This window comes from Pelagicoccus sp. SDUM812005 (assembly GCF_031127875.1).
In the GTDB taxonomy this organism is placed as follows: Bacteria; Verrucomicrobiota; Verrucomicrobiia; order Opitutales; family Opitutaceae; genus Pelagicoccus.
The window spans coordinates 1-19,219 of record NZ_JARXIA010000028.1 but is presented as its reverse complement, the minus strand read 5'-3'; the positions used below and the strand labels follow the sequence as shown (position 1 = coordinate 19,219).

General features: G+C 59.4%; 13 protein-coding genes and 1 tRNA gene. 8 read left to right on the top strand and 6 right to left on the bottom strand.

From position 1 onward, the window contains the following. Positions 1 to 144: 144 nt before the first annotated feature. The 5 genes from QEH57_RS22885 to QEH57_RS22865 form a co-directional block, all read right to left on the bottom strand. Positions 145 to 2,172 carry a prepilin peptidase gene (locus QEH57_RS22885; RefSeq protein WP_309009127.1) on the bottom strand — a complete coding sequence of 676 codons (2,028 nt, stop codon included), beginning with the start codon at positions 2,170 to 2,172 and terminating at the stop codon, positions 145 to 147. 9 nt (positions 2,173 to 2,181) lie between these two features. Further along, the gene (locus QEH57_RS22880) at positions 2,182 to 4,338 is read right to left on the bottom strand and encodes a peptidase M50 (protein WP_309009126.1); all 2,157 of its coding nucleotides are present in this window, start codon (positions 4,336 to 4,338) and stop codon (positions 2,182 to 2,184) included. A 15-nt stretch (positions 4,339 to 4,353) separates the two neighbouring features. Then, a complete protein-coding gene (locus QEH57_RS22875) occupies positions 4,354 to 6,150 on the bottom strand; it encodes an HlyD family efflux transporter periplasmic adaptor subunit (RefSeq protein ID WP_309009125.1) in 1,797 nt (598 codons plus the stop codon). Positions 6,151 to 6,156: 6 nt separating this feature from the next. Next, a complete protein-coding gene (locus tag QEH57_RS22870) occupies positions 6,157 to 6,915 on the bottom strand; it encodes an efflux RND transporter periplasmic adaptor subunit (protein ID WP_309009124.1) in 759 nt (252 codons plus the stop codon). Between the two features lie 185 nt (positions 6,916 to 7,100). Then, complete coding sequence (locus QEH57_RS22865) at positions 7,101 to 8,558, bottom strand: TolC family protein (RefSeq protein WP_309009123.1); 1,458 nt, start codon at positions 8,556 to 8,558, stop codon at positions 7,101 to 7,103. Positions 8,559 to 8,927: 369 nt separating this feature from the next. On the opposite strand from QEH57_RS22865, the gene QEH57_RS22860 reads away from it, so the two are divergent. The 8 genes from QEH57_RS22860 to QEH57_RS22825 all read left to right on the top strand — a co-directional run bounded on the left by QEH57_RS22860 (position 8,928) and on the right by QEH57_RS22825 (position 18,812). Next, positions 8,928 to 11,156: an NADP-dependent isocitrate dehydrogenase gene (locus QEH57_RS22860; RefSeq protein WP_309009122.1), complete on the top strand. Its 2,229-nt coding sequence runs from the start codon at positions 8,928 to 8,930 to the stop codon at positions 11,154 to 11,156. Between the two features lie 322 nt (positions 11,157 to 11,478). Continuing rightward, on the top strand, positions 11,479 to 11,658 hold the full coding sequence (locus QEH57_RS22855; protein ID WP_309009121.1) for a CsbD family protein: 180 nt from the start codon (positions 11,479 to 11,481) through the stop codon (positions 11,656 to 11,658). A 43-nt stretch (positions 11,659 to 11,701) separates the two neighbouring features. Beyond that, positions 11,702 to 11,953, top strand: coding sequence for a hypothetical protein (locus tag QEH57_RS22850; protein WP_309009120.1), 252 nt, complete (start codon positions 11,702 to 11,704; stop codon positions 11,951 to 11,953). Between the two features lie 522 nt (positions 11,954 to 12,475). Next, a complete protein-coding gene (locus tag QEH57_RS22845) occupies positions 12,476 to 14,530 on the top strand; it encodes a hypothetical protein (protein WP_309009119.1) in 2,055 nt (684 codons plus the stop codon). 165 nt (positions 14,531 to 14,695) lie between these two features. Next, a complete protein-coding gene (locus tag QEH57_RS22840) occupies positions 14,696 to 15,808 on the top strand; it encodes an alpha/beta hydrolase (protein WP_309009118.1) in 1,113 nt (370 codons plus the stop codon). A gap of 85 nt (positions 15,809 to 15,893) precedes the next feature. Next, positions 15,894 to 17,159 carry a M48 family metalloprotease gene (locus tag QEH57_RS22835; RefSeq protein ID WP_309009117.1) on the top strand — a complete coding sequence of 422 codons (1,266 nt, stop codon included), beginning with the start codon at positions 15,894 to 15,896 and terminating at the stop codon, positions 17,157 to 17,159. 74 nt (positions 17,160 to 17,233) lie between these two features. Continuing rightward, positions 17,234 to 17,956: an alpha/beta hydrolase-fold protein gene (locus QEH57_RS22830; RefSeq protein ID WP_309009116.1), complete on the top strand. Its 723-nt coding sequence runs from the start codon at positions 17,234 to 17,236 to the stop codon at positions 17,954 to 17,956. A gap of 91 nt (positions 17,957 to 18,047) precedes the next feature. Then, the gene (locus tag QEH57_RS22825) at positions 18,048 to 18,812 is read left to right on the top strand and encodes a metallophosphoesterase (protein ID WP_309009115.1); all 765 of its coding nucleotides are present in this window, start codon (positions 18,048 to 18,050) and stop codon (positions 18,810 to 18,812) included. 27 nt (positions 18,813 to 18,839) lie between these two features. Here QEH57_RS22825 and QEH57_RS22820 read toward each other — a convergent pair. After that, positions 18,840 to 18,917 (bottom strand) — tRNA-Glu (locus tag QEH57_RS22820). Between the last annotated feature and the right edge of the window lie 302 nt (positions 18,918 to 19,219).

Genomic DNA, 19,219 nt, shown 5'->3' with positions numbered 1-19,219 from the left:
GTCTTTCAGACGCTTGGCTGTGGAGGAAAGAAACAAGTGGGAATCGAGGAGATAAGCCTCGATCTAACGAAACCCATTAGAGGTATGGCGAGAACTTATTTCATGTATTCACAAAATTGTTCACATATTCACAAAGACCCTAGCTTATTGAGCGCTTTCGCCCCGCGAGAACCCTAGGGAAGACCTAAGTTCGTTCTCGTTCTTCATCACTGCCTTACGTGCAATCTTCGCGAGCTTCTCCGCTCGTCGCTGGGCGAAGAGAAGGCCCAGTCGCGAAAGTTTGGATACCAAGGGGAGGTGGCAACTTGCCGCTAGAGCCTTTACCACCCAGGCCGGCAATTGCTTCACCAGCAATTCGTCCTCAAAAGAGTAATACGCGCTGGTCGAACCTCGGGCGCCTTGGCGAGCGGCACGGCCGAATAGCTGGCGATGCACGCGGCGGCTGCTGGCGGGTTCGGTAGCGATCACATGCAAGCCGCCTAGCGCTTCCACCCCGGCTTTGAGCTTAATGTCGGTTCCGCGACCTGCCATGTTGGTGGCGATGGTCACGTGTCCGAGCTGTCCGGCCTGCTCGATGACCTTCGCCTCGTCCTCGATGCGTACCGCATTCAAGAGCTCGCAACGCACTCCGCTTATATTTAACCGATGAGCTAATCGTTCACTCGCAGTAACGCTCTGCGTCCCTACCAAGACGGGCTGTCTCTTCGCTTGGCACTGCTTAATGGACTCGATGATGGCATCCTCCTTCTCCTCGATCGTAGGAAAGAAGCGCACGCCCTGGTCGATCACCCGCTTGGGCTTGTTGCAAGGAATCCGCACCGTTGCCAAGTCGTAGGTCTGCCAGACCTCAGCGGCGATTTCCTTAGCCGTGCCCGTCGCCCCCGAGAGGTGACCGTAGCGGCGGAAGAAAGTTTGGAAGCTGATCTGAGCAATCGTCTGGGTGGGCGGCGTCATGGGCAGGCCTTCCTTGGCCTCCACCATTTGATGCATCCCCAGTTTCCAACTACGGTTGGGCATAGGACGTCCCGTGCTCTCGTCGACGATGACGATCGGGCTGGTCGAAGTGCCGAGGTACTTCTTCTCTATAATATAGTGCGTGCCCTTGAGGAAAAACTCACGCGCCTCCAATCCGAGCTGCACCAGCTGGCTGCGGCGAGTGGGGCATTCCCAAAGGGCCGCGGCCGGATAGGCTCCCGACTCTCGGGCGCGCTGGCGTCCCTGCGGGGTAAATTCCAAGCGACGCTGCTGGGCCCACACCCGAAAGTCCCTGCCCTCCTCCATCTCGGAAGCCACGAACCAAGCTGCTCGGCAGGCCTCCTCCAAGTCATCCATGTCCTGCTGGCGGCTGATAATCAGCGGCGTGGTCGCCTCGTCGATCAAACCGTTATCCGCCTCGTCGATGAACGCCCGAAACAGCCCGCGCTGCACCATGCCCACATAGTTGCGGCCCCGTCCGGAAAGGCGCTTTGCGCTGTAGCGACGCCCCGAGCAATTCGCTTCGCCCAAGTAGATGCGATCCCGCAAGTAGTCCGCCGCCACTTCCTTAGCCGTAGTATATACCACCTGCTTCGCGTAGCCGTAGGAGCGCTCGATCGGCTCCGATTGGCTGGTTACCGATCCAACCTCCAAGCCCATCCGCTCGTATAAGCGCGACATGATCTTGGCGTCGCGATCCGCCAAGTAGTCGTTGGCCGTCACGATATGACAATAGCCTCCGCCCATGCAGGCCAGCGAAGCGGCCATGGCCAAAGACAAAGTCTTGCCCTCTCCCGTATCGATCTCAGCCAAGTACCCTTGGCACAAGGCCAAGGCGGCTAGCATCTGCACCGGATACGGAGTCAACCCGAGGCTGCGACGCGATACTTCGCAAACCAAAGCAAGGCTCTCGGCAGTCGGCTTGAGGCAAAGCGGACCCTCCAATCGAGCCGCCGCGCCGCATCGCTGCAGCTCAGAATCCAAGGCCGCATCGCTCAATCCGCTCAAATCCGCCAGCAAGCCAAGCGCGGTATCCACTTTTTCCTGCCATTTTTTTCGGACAGAAGACCGACGGGACCAGCGGCCGGCTACCCCTTTCGCCCAAACGTCCATGCCCTTCAAAGGCACCGGTACCGCCTTCTCGTAGAAACGGTACTGGAACTCGCTGGGAGCCTGGAGCTGGAAGGGATTACTCATGCAACTATTTTAGAGTTGGTACTCCTTCTGGAAAGCCTGGCGCACTCGCAAGTACCACTGGCGCCCCAGCGGCAGGTCCGGCAAACGCAAACGGGCCACGCCGCGTTGCCCGTGATTGGCAATCTGCCCGTCTGGTACATGCAAGGTCGAGCGGATCTCGAAAAAAGGCTCGGAGCTGGTGGAACCGGAGCGTTCGTTGGTATTCACCCCAACATTACCGCCCCCCATCACGCCCAACGAGGCCGATGGCAACTGGCTTTGCTCCGCCGGAATCGGCGTCACCTTGCTCAGCTGCATGGTCACGTTTTCCTGACCGAAAAGTTTCACCTCGGCTGTGTCGCCGATCTCCGTAAACAAACGGTCTACGTCCTTCTGGCGCACCACCGCGGAAAAGCGAAACTCCCGCTCGCCACGCACAAATCCCAAGGGCGAGCCGCGGGCCACCATGCCATCGGCGTACTCGTGCAAGCTGGGAGCGATCCAACGTCCGGATACCGGCGCCTTCACCTGCAGCTCGGCGAGGCGACGCTTCGCTTCCTCGCGACGCACCAGAAGCGCCTCCTTCTTGGCCTGCAGGCCTTCCAGCTGAGCGCCATCGACGCTCTGGTCGGAGCGAATCAAAAGCAGCAAGCGTTCGTACTCCAGCTCCACCAAGTGGGCCTCTTCCTCCAGTTCGGGATTCGACAGGCTCACCAAGAGCTGCCCGGCTTCCACCATGGATCCGGAAGGGGTATCGATCGAAACGAGCTCGCCCGCGGTCCCTGCGTACACGTTGACGAAGGGGTTGGACTGCACGATGCCGTCGGTACGGAAGTAGTGCGGCAAAGGAACCCAGATAAGAAATGCGGCGACGGCCAATATACTGCCTGCTGAAACCAAGACTGCTCTACTTCGATTATTCATGAGTTCTGTCCCCGAAATTACATAGTGGGCGCCCTTCGCAATCGGCACCACCAGCCACATCACCGCAAACACGATCGCGATGATCACGCCTGCGATTAACCATTGTTTGGATACGAAAAAGAGAATGCTCACCAAAAGGAACATTCGATAAATCCAACTCGCAAAGAAGAAGCTCGTGAGCCCAAGCACCTCGCCCAGGCTGTTGGCTGGTACCGGTTGCCCACGCAGTCCGAAACCATAACGGTTCACCGCGAACTTGATCAACTGCTGGGCCCGCATCTGCAGGTTCGGCGTCTCGCTCAGGTCCGTCAGAATGTGATAACCATCGAAGCGAAGCAGCGGATTCAAATTGAAAAGGATGGTGGATACGGAAGCCGTGATCGCCATGTTGTAAGCCAAGCGCGACATCGTCCCGTCGCCCGCGTTGGCCCAATACAAGAGCGCCACGCCAGCCACAAAGATCTCTACATACATGCCAGCCGCTCCCACCAGCACCCGACGATGTTTGTGCGTGTAAGCGTAGCTCGCCGACGCGTCCATGTAAGGCAACGGATTGAATACCAGCAGCATCACGCCCATCTCCGGCACCTCGCGTCCGTAGCGACGACAGGCATAGGCGTGCCCGAACTCGTGCAAAGTCTTGGTGATGATCATCGCCAAATACAGCAGCGGCAGATTCGAAAGTCCCAGCAGGCCTTCCGAAACGTCCTTAAACTCGCCCCAATTCAAAGCCAACGCCTGTATCCCAAATCCAAGTACAAGCAGCCAGACGATGAATCCCAGCGGAGCGAAACACCAACTGAAAAGCCCCAAGGTCTTTTTCAGGAACGGATCGGGATTGAAGAGAGGAATCTTCAAGAAAAGAAAGCTCGCCCATTGCTGCTTGGTCTTGGTGGCCTTCTCGGTTTTGCGCACCTCCGCTAGGGCTTCGATATCCGCCATGCGATCGCCCCTCAGCAAACCGGAGCGATAAAGCTGGGAGAGCAGCTGCACCACGTCGCCCTGGCTCGGCGAATTCTCCGGATCGACGCGCAAAGCCTCGTTCCAAGCGTCTTCCACGCAGTTCTCGTTTTCGAGGTGGCAAATGAACTTGTAGGCTTCCGGACGGATACGAAAGTATTGGTGACCCAGCTTGTCGCAGACCACGTACCACGGTTCCCCCTTGAAGCGTTGACGCACCAGCTCGATACCGGGCAACAGTCGCAAGCGACAGTCCTTCACCCGGTACCAGGATTCGTCAAAAACGCCGTTCGCCGTACTCATGAGCTCGCTCGAGAACTAGAACCAGAAAAGCATGCGGAAGAATTCGACGGTGCGGTGCATGAGAATCCATGCCAGCGAACGCTCACCGGCGTTCACCTTGCACACGCCACTCATACCCGGACGCCACCAATCGTCAGGCGCATCCTCCAAATGGATACGCACCCGAAAATAGGTTCCCGCCTCTTCGATGATCGCCACCGGTTCGAACTGCTCCAGTCGCACGTCGTAGCGGTCGTAAGGGCGGCTTGCGAACGCCATCTGCCCCACTTGGTCAGGAGAAAGGTAATTGATGTCGCGCTCGTCTACCCGCAGCTCCCCGTAAAGCCCTTCCAGCTTCACGATGCGGTAAAGCGTTTCACCCGCTTGCACCGGTGAAGCGAGCCGCTCGCGCAAATCCCCTTCCACGATGATTCCGTCAAAGGGGGCACGCACCTGCGTCTTGGAAAGGCGATACTCCAGCACGTCAATCTTGGCATCCACTTGCTTGGCAGCCAACTGGGCCAGGCGCATTTCCGTCAGCTCGCCTTCGCCTTCCAAGCGTCGGGCATCGGTCAAATTACGATCGCGATTGGCGACCAACTCCGCGAGCTGCACTTCAAGCTCGCGGCGATCCAAGTCGAGCAGCAGGTCTCCCGCCTCGACGATGTCTCCCACATCGTGATGCACTTGATCGATGTATCCAGGAAATGGAGCCGTCAAAAAGGCCGACGCCTCTGACTTCAATATAAAGGTCGACTTCACCTTGTGCTCCATGCGTACCACCAAGGAGACGAGCATGAAGGCCAGGATCAACAGGCCGGTAACCTTCCAGCCGGTGTGGCGGTAGCCGATGAAGCCAGCGCAAAAGCGTCGCGTGCGGCGCCACAGACGCGCCCCGAACCAACCCGTTTTGCGATGCATCTCTTCCAAGCGTGGAGCAACCAAGTCGAGGATCACCCGCAAGGTCTCGATGTCCTCTTGGCCAACTGGATTGTCTTCCTGCGGATGCTCTACGGTCAGGACACCCACGCATCCGTCTTCGAAACGTATCGGCAAGGAAAGCACCCGACAGTTGGCGTTGCTTTCCGAATACAAGCGATGTTGCAGGTTCAAGGCATCGCCATCCAGCGGCGGATGAGCGACCTCGCTGGATTGGTCCGCTGCCTCTTCCATCAGACGCAGCAAGGAACCAGCAGCTTCGGTGTCGTTTCGAACGCGACCGCCGTGGCTGGTGGCCACCAGCTTGAACTTGTCACCAGATTTCCACGACAAGGTAACTCGCATGGCCTTGAGGTGATGAGCCAACTCACTGCAAAGCGTCATGGCCGCCGGATCGAAATTGACCGACTCGCCCAGGAGCAGACCGAGGTCGACGATTTTGGAAAATTGGTCCAGCGAGCGACTCGATCGCATCGCCGCCTGCTTCGCCTCCGAGCCGGATACCAAAGCCTGCGCCAAGGAGACCACCTTGGAAGCATCTTGCTCCAAGCCCGCGCGGCCTTGGGCCAACAGCACCAGAGAAACGCCATCGGCCCGCTCCAGTCCAGCGATCAGCCAGCGTTCCGCGCCTTCTTCGATTACCTGGGCCCCATCCGGCTTCTCGCCCACCACCGCGCGACGCACGCTTTGCGGCAATTCCGACATGCCTCCTTGACCGTGTTGGCCAAGCAAGCGCACTTCCGAAGCGGAAGCCACATGTAGCACCAGCGTCCGCTTCAGCTCCCACTGCTGGGATAGATAACGAGCCAGCGCATTCCAAAAGCTTACCGGATCCACCGCGTCTCCGAGCAGCTTCTCGAAGCTGGCCGCATCAAATCTGTCTTCCGATTCCATGGCGCTCTATTGGTCCCCCAGCTCGAGTTTCACCTGCACGCGAGCGCCGGGCTTCACGCCGGCTTGCGTATTGTCGAAAACGTAACGCACGCGGAAAAGTCCGCTGCGGGAGTCGATCTGCGGATCGACGAAATCAAGCCGCGCCGAGAAGCTTTCGCCGGGCTTGGCGATAGGAAACTGCACTTCCGCTTCACCGCCGACTTGCAAGGCCGGCAGGTCGGTTGCCGACATAAAAAACTGCAGCTTTAGCTGGTCCGACTTGATCACCTCGAAGAGCGGCTCCACCCGCCCGATCGCTTCGCCCGGATCCTTCAAGCGGAAAACCACCACGCCCGCGATGGGCGAACGGATGATGCGCTCCTCCACATCGTTGAGCGCGATTTCGCGCTCGATCTTAAGGCTCTGCAAAGTGGTGCGGGCTTCCACCAGCTTGTCCTCGCTTTCGATGCGTTCCGCTACGAGGTCAGCCGTCGCCTTGAAATCGACTTCCGCCTTCTCGATCAGCACTTCCAAGCGCTCGACTTCCAGACGTTCCTGCGAGGAAAGCAGCTCAGCCAAAACCTGCCCCGCTTCCACTTCGTCGCCCTCCGTGACCGATACGGTCTTTACGATTTCCTCCACCGGGGAGCTCACCGTGATACGCTCCATCGGCTGGCTGATGCCCTCCACCCAGCGCGTTTCCGCGAGCAGGGTCGAGCTAACGAGGAGGCCAAAGCTCGCAGCGAGCAAAGGCCGCAAACGCACGAATCGAGAAAGTGGATACATAAATGATTTGGGGTAATTCAGATTGTTAAGGAACTTGCCGTGTGAGCGTAGGGCTGGCGCTCGCGCCATGCCGCGTTGCAGGATATCGGTTCGAAGGCTCCCCGCACGTCGCAAGCGATGGCCCTACAAAATCGAAACCACGAGCAACAAGCACCACTTCAATATCAGTTAATTCTAAGATAATCCTATTTTTCTTCGCTCTTTTCCGCGAAGCTTAAGTTGTAGCCGAGCACCTCTGAAAGTTCGCCCTGCAAGAGCAGCAACTGGATCCAAGCCTTTTGCACTTCGACTTCGGCCGCTAGACCTTGGGTACGGGAAACGCTGAGCTCGCGCTGTTGGTTGAGCACTTCGTAGTTGGTGGCCTTTCCGTTCTCCAGGCGACGCTCCTCTGCGTTCAAGGCTTCGCGCGCCAGCTCCACGGATTGCTCGATCAAGTCGCGACGCTTGATGCCCGCCTCCAGTTGGTAAATCGCATTGTCCAAGGCCCCCAACAACTGGATCTCGGATTGCTTCACCTTCAAGAGAGCTTGCTGCTCGCGCTTTTTGGAAGCTCGGTAACGGGACTTGGCTGCCCGATTGTCCAATGCCATGTTGAAGGCAAGGCCTACGCTCCAATCCACGTCCTCGCGATTTTCGAAGTCGTCCACGGAGTCGCTCCAGTTGTCGTTCAAGCCACTGGTGCCGACCGACATCAGCAAATTGATTTCTGGATACTTCTGGTTCTTGCTGTAAACGACACGGATCCCTTCGTTCTCCGCCGCCTTCATGGCCGCCAGGTAGTCGGGATTTTTCTCCAGCATCACCTGGGCAAAAGCGTCGTGGTCCACCCCGCGCGGCACATTCGGCAACGCGCCCTCGACATCGGCCAAAACGTAGTCCGCCGCATCCAGGACGTAGTTTTCCTGAGAGAGCTCCTGCAGCTGATTTTGCCGTTGCTTGAAAAAGGCAGTCGCCTCGATCAGCTCCGCTTCGGCTTCCGCCACGCGGGCCTCGGCTTGCGTCACGTTGATGGGAGACATGCGGCCGGCTTCCACGCGCTTCTTGTTCTCCTCCAGCAGGGCCTTGGCAAGATCGATCGACTCTTGCTTCACCTCGAGGTTGCGGATCGAAAAATGCGTCTCGTAAGTCGCCAGCAACACTCTCGCGATCACCGTCTCGATCGCGGAACGCGTTTCAAAGCGGGCCACTTCCAGCTCCGCCTTGGCCAAGCGGATCGGCGCCAGATTCACCTTCAAGCCGAAATTGCGCAGCAAGGGTTGGGTCACCGTCAGCTTCACGTTAGACGTGTATTCAGGATCGTAGTACGCGCTTGCACGCCGCGTGTAGGTGCTCTCCAAACGTCCGGATCCTCCCGAAAGCTCGTAGGTGCTGCCAAACGGCAGGCGTCCGCCCAGCTTGCCGCGAGCGTAGTAGTTCTCGTGGTTGTACTCGGGATCCAGCGGATTGAAGGCCGAGGAGCTGCTGAGGTCCTGGGCGTTCAGCTGCTTGAACAAACGGTCCGTTCCGATCTCCACGCCGATGCTCGGAGCGAAGCGTCCCCACTCCCCCCGGAGGTTATCCTCCTTGATCGCCGCGTCCAAGCGGCTGACTTCGAGCCCCAAGTTGTTTTCGAGGGCGCGGGAGATCAGGTCTTGAGGCGTCAAAGCCTCCTGAGCTGAAGAAATTGAAAACGGAAAGAGGGCAATGCACGCGAAACGCGCGGCCCTGTAGGCACTGCGAGGTAGGGATTGGTTCACGATAAGGATAGGACGCCCGTAACCTGCCTATTCCACATTCGGAGTCGAGACCTAATCCGAGACCCTGCGATTAGCGGCGCACCCCCCCCAACGGATAGCCCCCTAGACCTATCTGTCGTTGTACCGTAAACCTCCTACAAGGTCCGCCCTGCAGCCGCCCCGATCGACTTTGCCCGCCTATTGCCCGCCTATCTTGTTGACCCCTTCGCGATTCCGCATACGCAAGAACTCCCCTCTATTTGATTGCAGGGGAAACAATACGAGGTCTCGACAAACATGAGCACAGAAAAATCCACCATCATCTACACCAAGACTGACGAAGCGCCCGCGCTCGCCACTTACTCCTTCCTGCCCATGGTGCAGGCCTTCGCCAAGTCCGCAGGCGTTTCCGTAGAGACGCGCGACATCTCTCTCGCCGGCCGCATCCTCGCTCACTTCCCAGAAAAGCTTACCGATGAGCAACGCATAGGCGACTACCTCGCCGAACTCGGCGAACTGGCCAAGACCCCCGAGGCCAACATCATCAAGCTCCCAAACATCTCCGCCTCCATCCCGCAGCTCACCGCCGCCATCAAGGAGCTCCAAGAGCACGGCTACGACATTCCCGACTTTCCGGCCGACCCTAAGACCGACGCCGAAAAGGAAACCAAGGCCCGCTACGCCAAGGTCCTCGGCTCCGCCGTCAACCCCGTCCTGCGCGAAGGCAACTCCGACCGCCGCGCCCCCAACGCCGTAAAGAACTACGCCAAGAAGAACCCGCACTCCATGGGCAAGTGGTCTGCCGAGTCCAAGACCCGCGTCGCTACCATGGGCGAGAACGACTTCGCCTCCAACGAGAAGTCCGTCACCCTACCCGCCGCCACCACCGCCGAGATCGTCTTCACCTCCGCCTCCGGCGAAAAGCAAGTCCTCAAGTCCGGCCTCGCCCTCCTGGAAGGCGAAGTGCTCGACGGCACCTTCATGTCCGCCAAGGCCCTCGACGCTTTCCTCGCCGAGCAAGTCGAAGCCGCCAAGAAGGAAGACGTACTCTTCTCCCTCCACATGAAGGCCACCATGATGAAGGTCTCCGACCCCATCATCTTCGGCCACGGCGTCCAAGCTTACTTCAAGGACCTGCTCGCCAAGCACGCCGACACCATCGCCGAACTCGGCGTCGACTTTAAGAACGGATTCGGCGACCTCGTATCCAAGATCCAATCACTCCCCGCCGACAAGAAGGCGGAAATCGAGGCCGACATCCAAGCCGCCTACGACAACGGACCCGACCTCGCCATGGTCAACTCCGACAAGGGCATCACCAACCTGCACGTGCCCTCCGACGTCATCATCGACGCCTCCATGCCTGCCATGATCCGCAGCGGCGGCATCATGTGGGACAAGGACGGCAAGAAGGCCGACACCCTCGCCGTCATCCCCGACAGCAGCTACGCCGGCGTCTACCAAGCCGTCATCGACTTCTGTAAGAAAAACGGCGCCCTCGACCCACGCACCATGGGCACCGTGCCAAACGTCGGCCTCATGGCCCAAAAGGCCGAAGAGTACGGCTCCCACGACAAGACCTTCGAAATCGCCGAAGCCGGTACCGTATCCATCGTCGACGCCGACGGCAACGTCCTCATCTCCCACGAAGTGGAAGCCGGCGACATCTGGCGCGCCTGCCAAGCCAAGGACGCCCCTATCCGCGATTGGGTAAAGCTCGCCGTCACCCGGGCCCGCGCCTCCAACACCCCCGCCGTCTTCTGGCTCGACGGCGACCGCGCCCACGACGCCCAGCTCATCGAGAAGGTCAACACCTACCTCAAGGACCACGACACCGACGGCCTCGATATCCAGATCCTGCCGCCCGCAGCCGCCTGCAAGTTCTCCGTAGAGCGCATGGCCAAGGGAGTCGACACCATCTCCGTCACCGGCAACGTCCTGCGTGACTACAACACCGACCTCTTCCCCATCCTCGAGCTCGGCACCTCCGCCAAGATGCTCTCCATCGTTCCCCTCATGAACGGCGGCGGCCTCTTCGAAACCGGAGCCGGCGGATCCGCTCCCAAGCACGTGCAGCAGTTCCTCCAAGAGAACTACCTGCGCTGGGACTCCCTCGGCGAATTCCTCGCCCTCGCGGTTTCCTTCGAGCACCTCGGCGAAACCACCGGCAACGCCAAGGCCAAGGTCCTCGCCAAGACCCTCGACGCCGCCACCGGCAAATTCCTCGATAACGACAAGTCCCCGACGCGTCGTCTCGGAGGCATCGACAACCGTGGCTCGCACTTCTACCTCTGCCTCTACTGGGCCCAGGAAGTCGCCGCCCAAACCGAAGACGCCGAACTCGCCGCTGCCTTCCAACCGGTCGCCGACGCCCTCTCCAAGAACGAGGACAAGATCGTGGAAGAGCTCATCGCCGTGCAAGGCAAGCCCGTCGACGCCGGCGGCTACTACCACTTCGACGACGAGAAGGTCTCCGCAGCCATGCGACCGAGCGCCACGCTCAACAGCATCCTCGCCGTGATCTAAACCGGTCGGGCACGACCGCCGGTCACGCCGCGACACCAAAATTACCTCCCCTAGGGCAGCCCTCGCCGGCTGCCCTTTTTCGTGCCCGTGCAAGGTGTCGCAAAGCGAGTCCTCGCCATTGCATTTCGCTCCGACTACGCCCCGTCGGCGACCATCGGCCTCAAACAAGCGAAACCCCTTTATCCTCTCTACAACAACAACTTAACAAATAAAACACCGTCCTTCACCCGCACTTGGCGCGAACTGTGCGAAAAGGACAGGCAAGCATGAGAACAACACGGATCCCCGAAAAAGCGGTCCGCAACACCCAACCCAAAAAATTATGAAACCATCGAAGGAAGACAAAGCCGAAGGAAACGTTCAAAAAGCCAAAGGCAGCGTGAAAGACGCTGTCGGCGAAGCGACCGACAACAAAGAGCTCCGCAAGGAAGGCAAGAAGGACAAGGTCCAAGGCGAAGCTAAAAAGGCGCTTGGAAAAGCCAAGGAAGCCGTCGGCAAATAGACCGCGGCCCTTCCCGCCCGCAGCAACCTGAACCCCCAAAAAAATGAGCAGCGAAGACATCGACAAAGCAATCTACGACAAAGCTCGCTACGAGTCCCTCCGCGAACGAGGCATCTCCGAAGACCGAGCGAAACGGGTCGCCACCGTCCCTCTCGACCGAGTTCCCGACAGGAAAACGCGAGAGAGAACCAGCGCCAGCAGCGTGCCGGTCGGAAACGTACCCAGAAACCAACCACGGACCTCCACCCCGAAAGCAAAGGTAGCTCCCCACGAGCTCTCCCCAAAACTTTCCTAGGAATCCGGGAATCCGAAACCTAAACCTTTTGCGAGCGCTCAACCACGACTTCTAAAATCAAAGCAAAATTATACTAACCGTGAAAAGAATTTCGTGTTGATCCACTCGCCAACCAACCTGGAACGATCGGCGAACCATTGAACCTAAAGAACGGTCGACCTACCGCAGGCCCGTCCAAACGAAATAAATACAAGGCCAGCCCATCGCAACACGGTCAGTGTGAACAAGAGAGCGTCCCCCTAAGCAGGGACGCTCTTTTTTGGGCCCGAATTTCCGCCCCGTTGCAAAACGCTCCACCCGCCCTCCCTCCGACTATCCGCATTGCAGATCGCACACCTGCAGAATCTCCCCCTACCGCCTGCAAAGTAACGCCAAAGGGTATTCCCTGCATGTAGTCTTTTTGCAACTACGTGTATAGCCGCAGGCCGCTGAATTTTACCATTTTAAGCGAGACAACTCCCACGATTATAACAACAAAGCAGCGTCCTTTCAACCTAGGCGCCACGCCCGGACTTCGCTGCTATGTCTCATCGAATCGCACTCTCAGTCATTCTTCTTTTAGTTTCCTTCTGCTCCGCCGCGAACGCTGCAAAAAGCTCCGGCATATCGCTTCGCTGGCAGGACAACTCCGACAACGAGGACGGCTTCTGCATCGAGCGTTCCAAAGACGGGAAAGAGTTTCAAGAAATAGCCCGCGTCGGAAGAGACACCACTGTCTACACCGACCTGCGCCTCCTCAAAGGCTACAAAAAGTACTACTACCGCATCCGAGCGTATAACCAATTCGGATACTCCGGTTACACCAACGTCAGCCTCGGAACCATTCCCGAGATCGAGGAGGTCGCAAAGTCCGTCACCGGTTTTCTCGGCACCGTCGTCAACCACGTAGCCTCTGCCGCAAGCGATACCTTCTACCAACTCGAGTCCGCCACCAACAAGCAGCTGGTGCAGATCGACACGCAAGCCCGCGGCTTCGGCTCCACCGAAGACGAACTCGATTTCGCCTACCTGACCGCGGACGGCGATTGCAGCATCATCGTGCGGCTCAGCTCGCTCGATACGCGCTCGAACGCAGCCCAAGCGGGCCTCATGGTTCGCCAAAGCCACTCCCCCCAATCCGCCCGAGCCGCGATCACGCTCACCCGAAAGCGCGACATCGAGCTCAACTGGAGAACCCACGACGGAGGAAGCGACCTAAGCCAAAGCATTCCCGCTCCCTCCAACACCGAGTACCTCGCCGCCTTCAAGATGGGCCCCTTCCTCGCCTTGGCCTACTCCTCGGACGGCAGGCGCTGGTCCTTCGCCAAATTTTCCTACTTCCCGCTAAGCGGAGAATTCCTCGTCGGCATGGCCGCCTCCTCCGGTTCCCCAAAAACGAGCTCCACCGCCCGCTTCGAGATCGTCTCCATGCAGAATCTCGAACTGCAGAAGACAACCGCTCCCGCAGACGAAACCGAACTGCCGAGCAAAATGATCGGAAGCCCCAAGCATCCCGGATTCTACGAAGTCGATGCGACCTCGGGCTTCCACTCCCTCGCGGCCTCCGGCAACGGAATCGATACCGGTGCCCAGGACGAAATTCGCTACAGCTACTTCCCTTGCCAAGGAGACAGCCACCTCGTGCTCCGCGTGCTCGACCTGCAAGCCGCCTCCAAGAACTCCCAGATCGGCTTCATGTACCGCGACTCGCTCGACGCCGGCTCCAAGTTCGCCGCGATCTCCCTGGACGGGCAAAGCCGCGCCTCCGCCCTCTGGCGAAGCCAAACCGGCAAGCGCAGCTACCAACGCTCCCTCGCCCAACACAAACCCTCCCAGGAAATATTCCTGAAGCTCAGCAAGCAGGGCAACAATTGCTACTTCTCCACCTCCGCCGATGGCTTCAAATGGAGCTCCCCCAGCAAGGTATCCATCGACCTCGGAAACGAATACCTCGCCGGCATCTACCTCGGATCCGCATCCTCGCAACTCTCGACCGCCACCGTCGAAATCGTCGAAAGCTCCGAACCCCTGCTCGCCCCCTCCCGCTCCTACTATCGCGACACCCGGCAGCACGCCTCCATAGGCCTCCGCGACAGCCAGACGAAAAGCGAGTTCGAAGACGACGTACAACTCTTCAAGCTCGAATCCCAAGGCAAAGGCTTCGAATACTACGAAGACGAGCTCGGCTTCACTTATTGGAACGGCCTCGAAGACTACCGCATCGCCGTGAAAGTCCATAGCTTCAATCCCGACGGCAACTACGCCCGAGTCGGGATCGGCGTCCGGACCTCCCTCGCGCCCGACTCCGCTTCCGCCGCTATCGCGATCAACGGATACGGCCAAGTCTCCACCCTCACCCGCAGCAAGGACGGCTCCAAGCTCCAAGTGGACCATGGCCCCAAGCTGCCAAGCGGCTCTTTCCTCGCCATCGAACGCCGCGGCGACACCCTTGAATTCTTCTGGTCAACCGACGGAGTCCAATGGAACGACTTCGGCACCGAAAAGCTAAAGGCAAAGGGAACCCACCACTTCGGCCTCATGATCGGATCGCAAAACGGGAAAAGCTCCGCCCTGCTCGAGCTCACGGGACTATACTAAAAATCCCAGACATTGGCCATCCTCCCAGAAGGAGCTCTTCCCAGAGCTCCTTCATCCAGGACAACCGCAAGCGCCCCCGCCGCGCTCGCTTCGAATTCATATCGAAGTGTAGAACCTCCCTAGACATCCCCCTCCTTCCTACCCCATAAGAACGGCATGCCCCTCATGCCCCACCCCCTTCGCAGCGCCCTCCTCGTAGCCGCAACCCTCGCTGCAGCAGCTCTAGCCGCCGCAGAAACGCCCGCACTCCCCGCCCCGCCGACCCCCGCTGGTATCACCGCTCCCGGCCCTCAAACCGCCGCCCCCTACCAGCCCACTCCGATCGTGCCCGGCGGCATCGTCATCCCCCTCTACCCTCCCGATTCACCTCACCTCGACGCCAACCGTATCCACGAAGCGGAGACCTACGGTAGCTACAGCCCGCCCCATCTCGGCTACATCGTAAATATCCACAACCCCTCCATCGAATTCCACCCCGCCAACGGAGCCCTCAACACCGGAGCCACCGTGATCCTCGCCGCCGGAGGCGGACACAACAAACTCAACATCGTAGGCGAAGGAGCCCTTCTGGTCCCCTTCTTTACCCAAAACGGCATCAACGCCGTCCTCCTCCGAAACCGCCTTCGCTCCGACGGCTACGAACCCACCACCCACGGTGTGCGCGACGCCCAACAAGCCATCAAGCTCGTTCGAGCGCACGCTCAGCATTGGAATCTGGATACAAACAAGATCGGCATCATTGGATTCTCCGCCGGAGCCGAACTCGCCGCCCGAGCGGGCCTAGATTACGCCGCCTTCGACGCAGCTGAAAACACGCCCGAAAATCCCCTCGCCCCAATCTCCTCCCGCCCCGACTTCATCGGCAGCGTCTACCCCGGCCCCTCCCCCTTCGCCTTCGGAAACGAGACCGAAATCCCTCGCGACGCTCCGCCCGTCTTCTTTGCTTCGCCCGGCTGGGGCGACTGGATACACGCCATCTGGGCCACCGAACACTTCACAGCCCTCCTCGAAGTCGGCGTACCCAATTGCGAACTACACATCTACGCCCGCGGCGTACATCCCGGCGACAACTCCCAAGCCAGCCAAGCGCCCGCCACTGCCGGCATCAGCAGCCGCGGCGGAGTCGCCTTCGGCAAATGGCAAGAAAGCTGCCTTCACTGGCTCGACGACCTTGGCTTCCTCGAGAAGCCCGGAGTCGAAACCCAAGCCGCCCGCGACACCGCAGCCAACCTCGACCGCCCCGACCGCATCACCAAATACCGCACGGTCAAACGCTAGCGGGCTTTCACCCAAAACGTTCCCTCAACAACGCAAGATTTGGCTTTCCTCCGCCGCGCCTACACCCCTAGGGTTTCCGCGCCCCATGCCAAAAGATCCCTCCTCCCTCCAAGCCCGCTCCCAAAAGTACGCCCGCATCGACTACGCGCTTGTCGCCCTCTGCCTTGCCGCCAACGCCATCCTCGCGTACCTCGTCATCCGCGAAAGCTCGCTCTACAGCGTATTCGTTTCCTGCATACTCTTCGGCCTATCCTACAGCATCCACCTCAGTTTCGCCCACGGACTCTTCAAGCTCCCCAAAGCCCAGATCGTCGAGTTCGGCTCCAACCAAAAGATCGGACGCTACCGGGCCGGCGAAATCTACCTCATGATGCGCGAGCTGCTGGCTCCCCACCGCCGGAAAGAGCAGCCCCGCACCTACATCACCTTCCAAAAGTACGACGGCGCCTTCGTGCTCAACAGCCTGCTCTTCAACTTCGTCAAGCCCCTCAACGCCATCTACATCTCCCAGCACCTTTTCCAAATCCTCAAGCCCGGCGAAATCAAAGCCATTCTCGCCCACGAGCTCGCCCACTTCTACGAATACATCCGTCCCCTCAACCGCGTCCGCTTCGCCCTCATGGGCTTCAACGCCCTCCTCCCCCTCTACCTCAGCCTAAGCGACGGCGAAATCTCCCTTTGGAAAGCCTTCCTCATCTGGCTCGGCTTCTCCTTGCTATTCAATTTCTGCGTCAACACCTGGATCCAGCGCACCTCCCGCGACCACGAGCACCTCTGCGACCTCTCCGCCGCCCGCCGCTACGGCATCCTCAATATCGCCAACGGGCTCTTCGGAGTCTGCAAAACCGTCGAAATCCAAGCCCAACTCTACAAGGCCCTCCTCCAACGTATTCGCTCCGACAATACGCTATCCATCGAAAAGCTCGACCAGCTCATCGCCCACTGCGAACAACAACTCCCCGCTAAAGCCATCGGCGAAAAGGACCTGCAACGCCTCGTCGGGCAAATCCTTTCCAGCGACGACGCCCAACAAATCCGCAAACGTCTCACCCCCGAACAACAAGCCAAGGAAGAGCGCGAGATCCAGAAAGCCGTCGACCGCCTCATGCTCGACCGCGACTTCAAGGTCATCGACTGGAAACGCTTCGACTACGTCATCCCGGACGGACGGCTCAACACCGCCGAATACGAACGCCTCGTACGCACCCTCCAAGCCAGCCCAGAACACCAGCTCTTCAAAGTCGCCACCGACAACGCCGCCGCGAGCAAAAGCAGCTCCCACCCCACCGTCGCCCAACGCATCCTCTTCCTCGAAAACGCCCGCCAACTCGACCCCTCCATCCCCATCTAGCAAAAACGCAGCCGCCCTAACGTCCCTCCAACTATCCGTTCATTCAGTCCGGCCCCACCCTCTCGCCTTCGCCCATGACCCCCCTCGAGACCCCCTGCACCCTCCGAAGCGAGATACTCGGCAACGAGCGAAGCATCTGGATACGCGACCCCGCCCCCGACTCCCCAGCCCTAGACCTGCTCGTCCTCCTCGATGCCGAACTCTACCGCAACCGCGTCCAAGCTCCGCAAATCATAGAAACCCTCTTCGAATCCGGACACCTCAAAAACCTGCTAGTCGTCTACGTCTCCTGTGTCGATATGGACACCCGCTGGACCGAGTGCCCCTGCCACCCGCCCTTCGCCGAATTCGTATCCAAAGAACTCATACCCTGGATACACGCACGCCACCCGCGAACCCGCAAGGCCAAGGAACGCGTCATCGCCGGACTCAGCTACACCGGACTCGCCGCCTCCTTCACAGCCCTCACCCACGACGGCCTCTTCAGCAAAGTCATCTCCCAATCCGGCTCCTACTGGTCGAACGACTGCTGGCTCACCAAAGAATTCGACGGCAAAAAGCAAAAACACCCGCCCGCCTTCTTCCTAGATGTCGGCGACCGAGAAACCCAAGAATACGTCTGGCACAAGGAAGGCGTCATCCAAACCCTCTCCCAAATCGAAGGCGTGCGCCGCTTCCACGACATGTTGTCGAAAAACGGATACAGCGTTCGCTACGATACCTACTCCGGCGGCCACTCCGCCGAAGCCTGGGCCACCTCCCTGCCCAACGCCCTCAAGTGGGCCTTCTCCACCTAGGCCCCAATCGCCCTCACGCAAAATATCCCCCGCATCGCTCTTTCCTTTTGCAGCCGCAGGGCCCGCCCCCTTTCCTTCTCGATAACAAAACATGAAGGACCAATCGCGCCATTGCCTCGTCCTCCCGGACATCCATCAAAACACCGCTTGGGCCGAAGCCATCCTGCAAAAGGAAGCCTTCCGCGCCGACCGCATCGTAATTCTCGGCGACTACTTCGACCCAAAAGTCGAAAGCGCCGCAGACGTAGCCGAGACCTGCCACTACCTCTCCCAACTTGAAGAGCGCTACCCAGCCGCCAGCTTCGCCTTCCTCGTCGGCAACCACGACCTCCCCTACCTCTACGACCTCCAGCAAAACCTCTCCCCTCAGGACGCCGCCCTGAACCCCTACTTCAACGGAGCCTACAACGCCTACCTCTCCGAAAGCATCCGCAGCCACCTTTCCCCCCAGTTCCTCAAGCAGCTCCAGCCCTTCGCCTTCGCCCAGGGCTGGATCCTCTCCCACGCCGGCCTCCACCCGCGCCACTTCGGCAGCCTCGACCCCAGCGCCCCACAGGCCCTCGACACCCTTCACGCCCAGCTCACAGCCCACGTCCATCAACTTCCCGGCGAAAAGCCCGACGCCCTCGCCGCCATCGGCACCGCGCGCGGCGGACGCGACCCGCACGGCGGCATCGCCTGGCAAGATTGGTTCCAAGAGTTCGAAGACAGCCTCGAATGGCCGCAAATCGTCGGCCACACCCTCATTCCCGAGCCGAATCAAAAAGGCCGCAGTTGGAACCTGGATACCAAGAACGGCAGCTACGGAATCCTCCAAGCCGGCCGACTCGAAATCCGCCGCCACCCCAAAGAATAAAAATCGCTTCCCCAACGCCTCCGGATTTGGCGTCCCGTAAAGGATTCGAACCTCTGTCTCTTGGATGAAATCCAAGTGTCCTAAACCTGGCTAGACGAACGGGACCCTAGCGAGAAGCCGCAATAACTAGAAACTATCCCCCTCCGCGCAAGGGCAATCTATAGCGAGGATAAGACACATTCACGCCAAAGGCTCCTCCCAAGAAGATCTTCCACCAAGCTCCCCTTTTCCCAGCAAATACCACCACCGATACTGCCCAACGCCCCATCCAGTCCAACGATCTGCTCGTGAAAAGCAGTCCCGCCCCACCCGCCCAACAAAAAACCGCCACTCGCGAAGAGTGACGGTTTTAAGAAAATGGTACCCCGTAGGGGATTCGAACCCCTGTCGCATGGATGAAAACCATG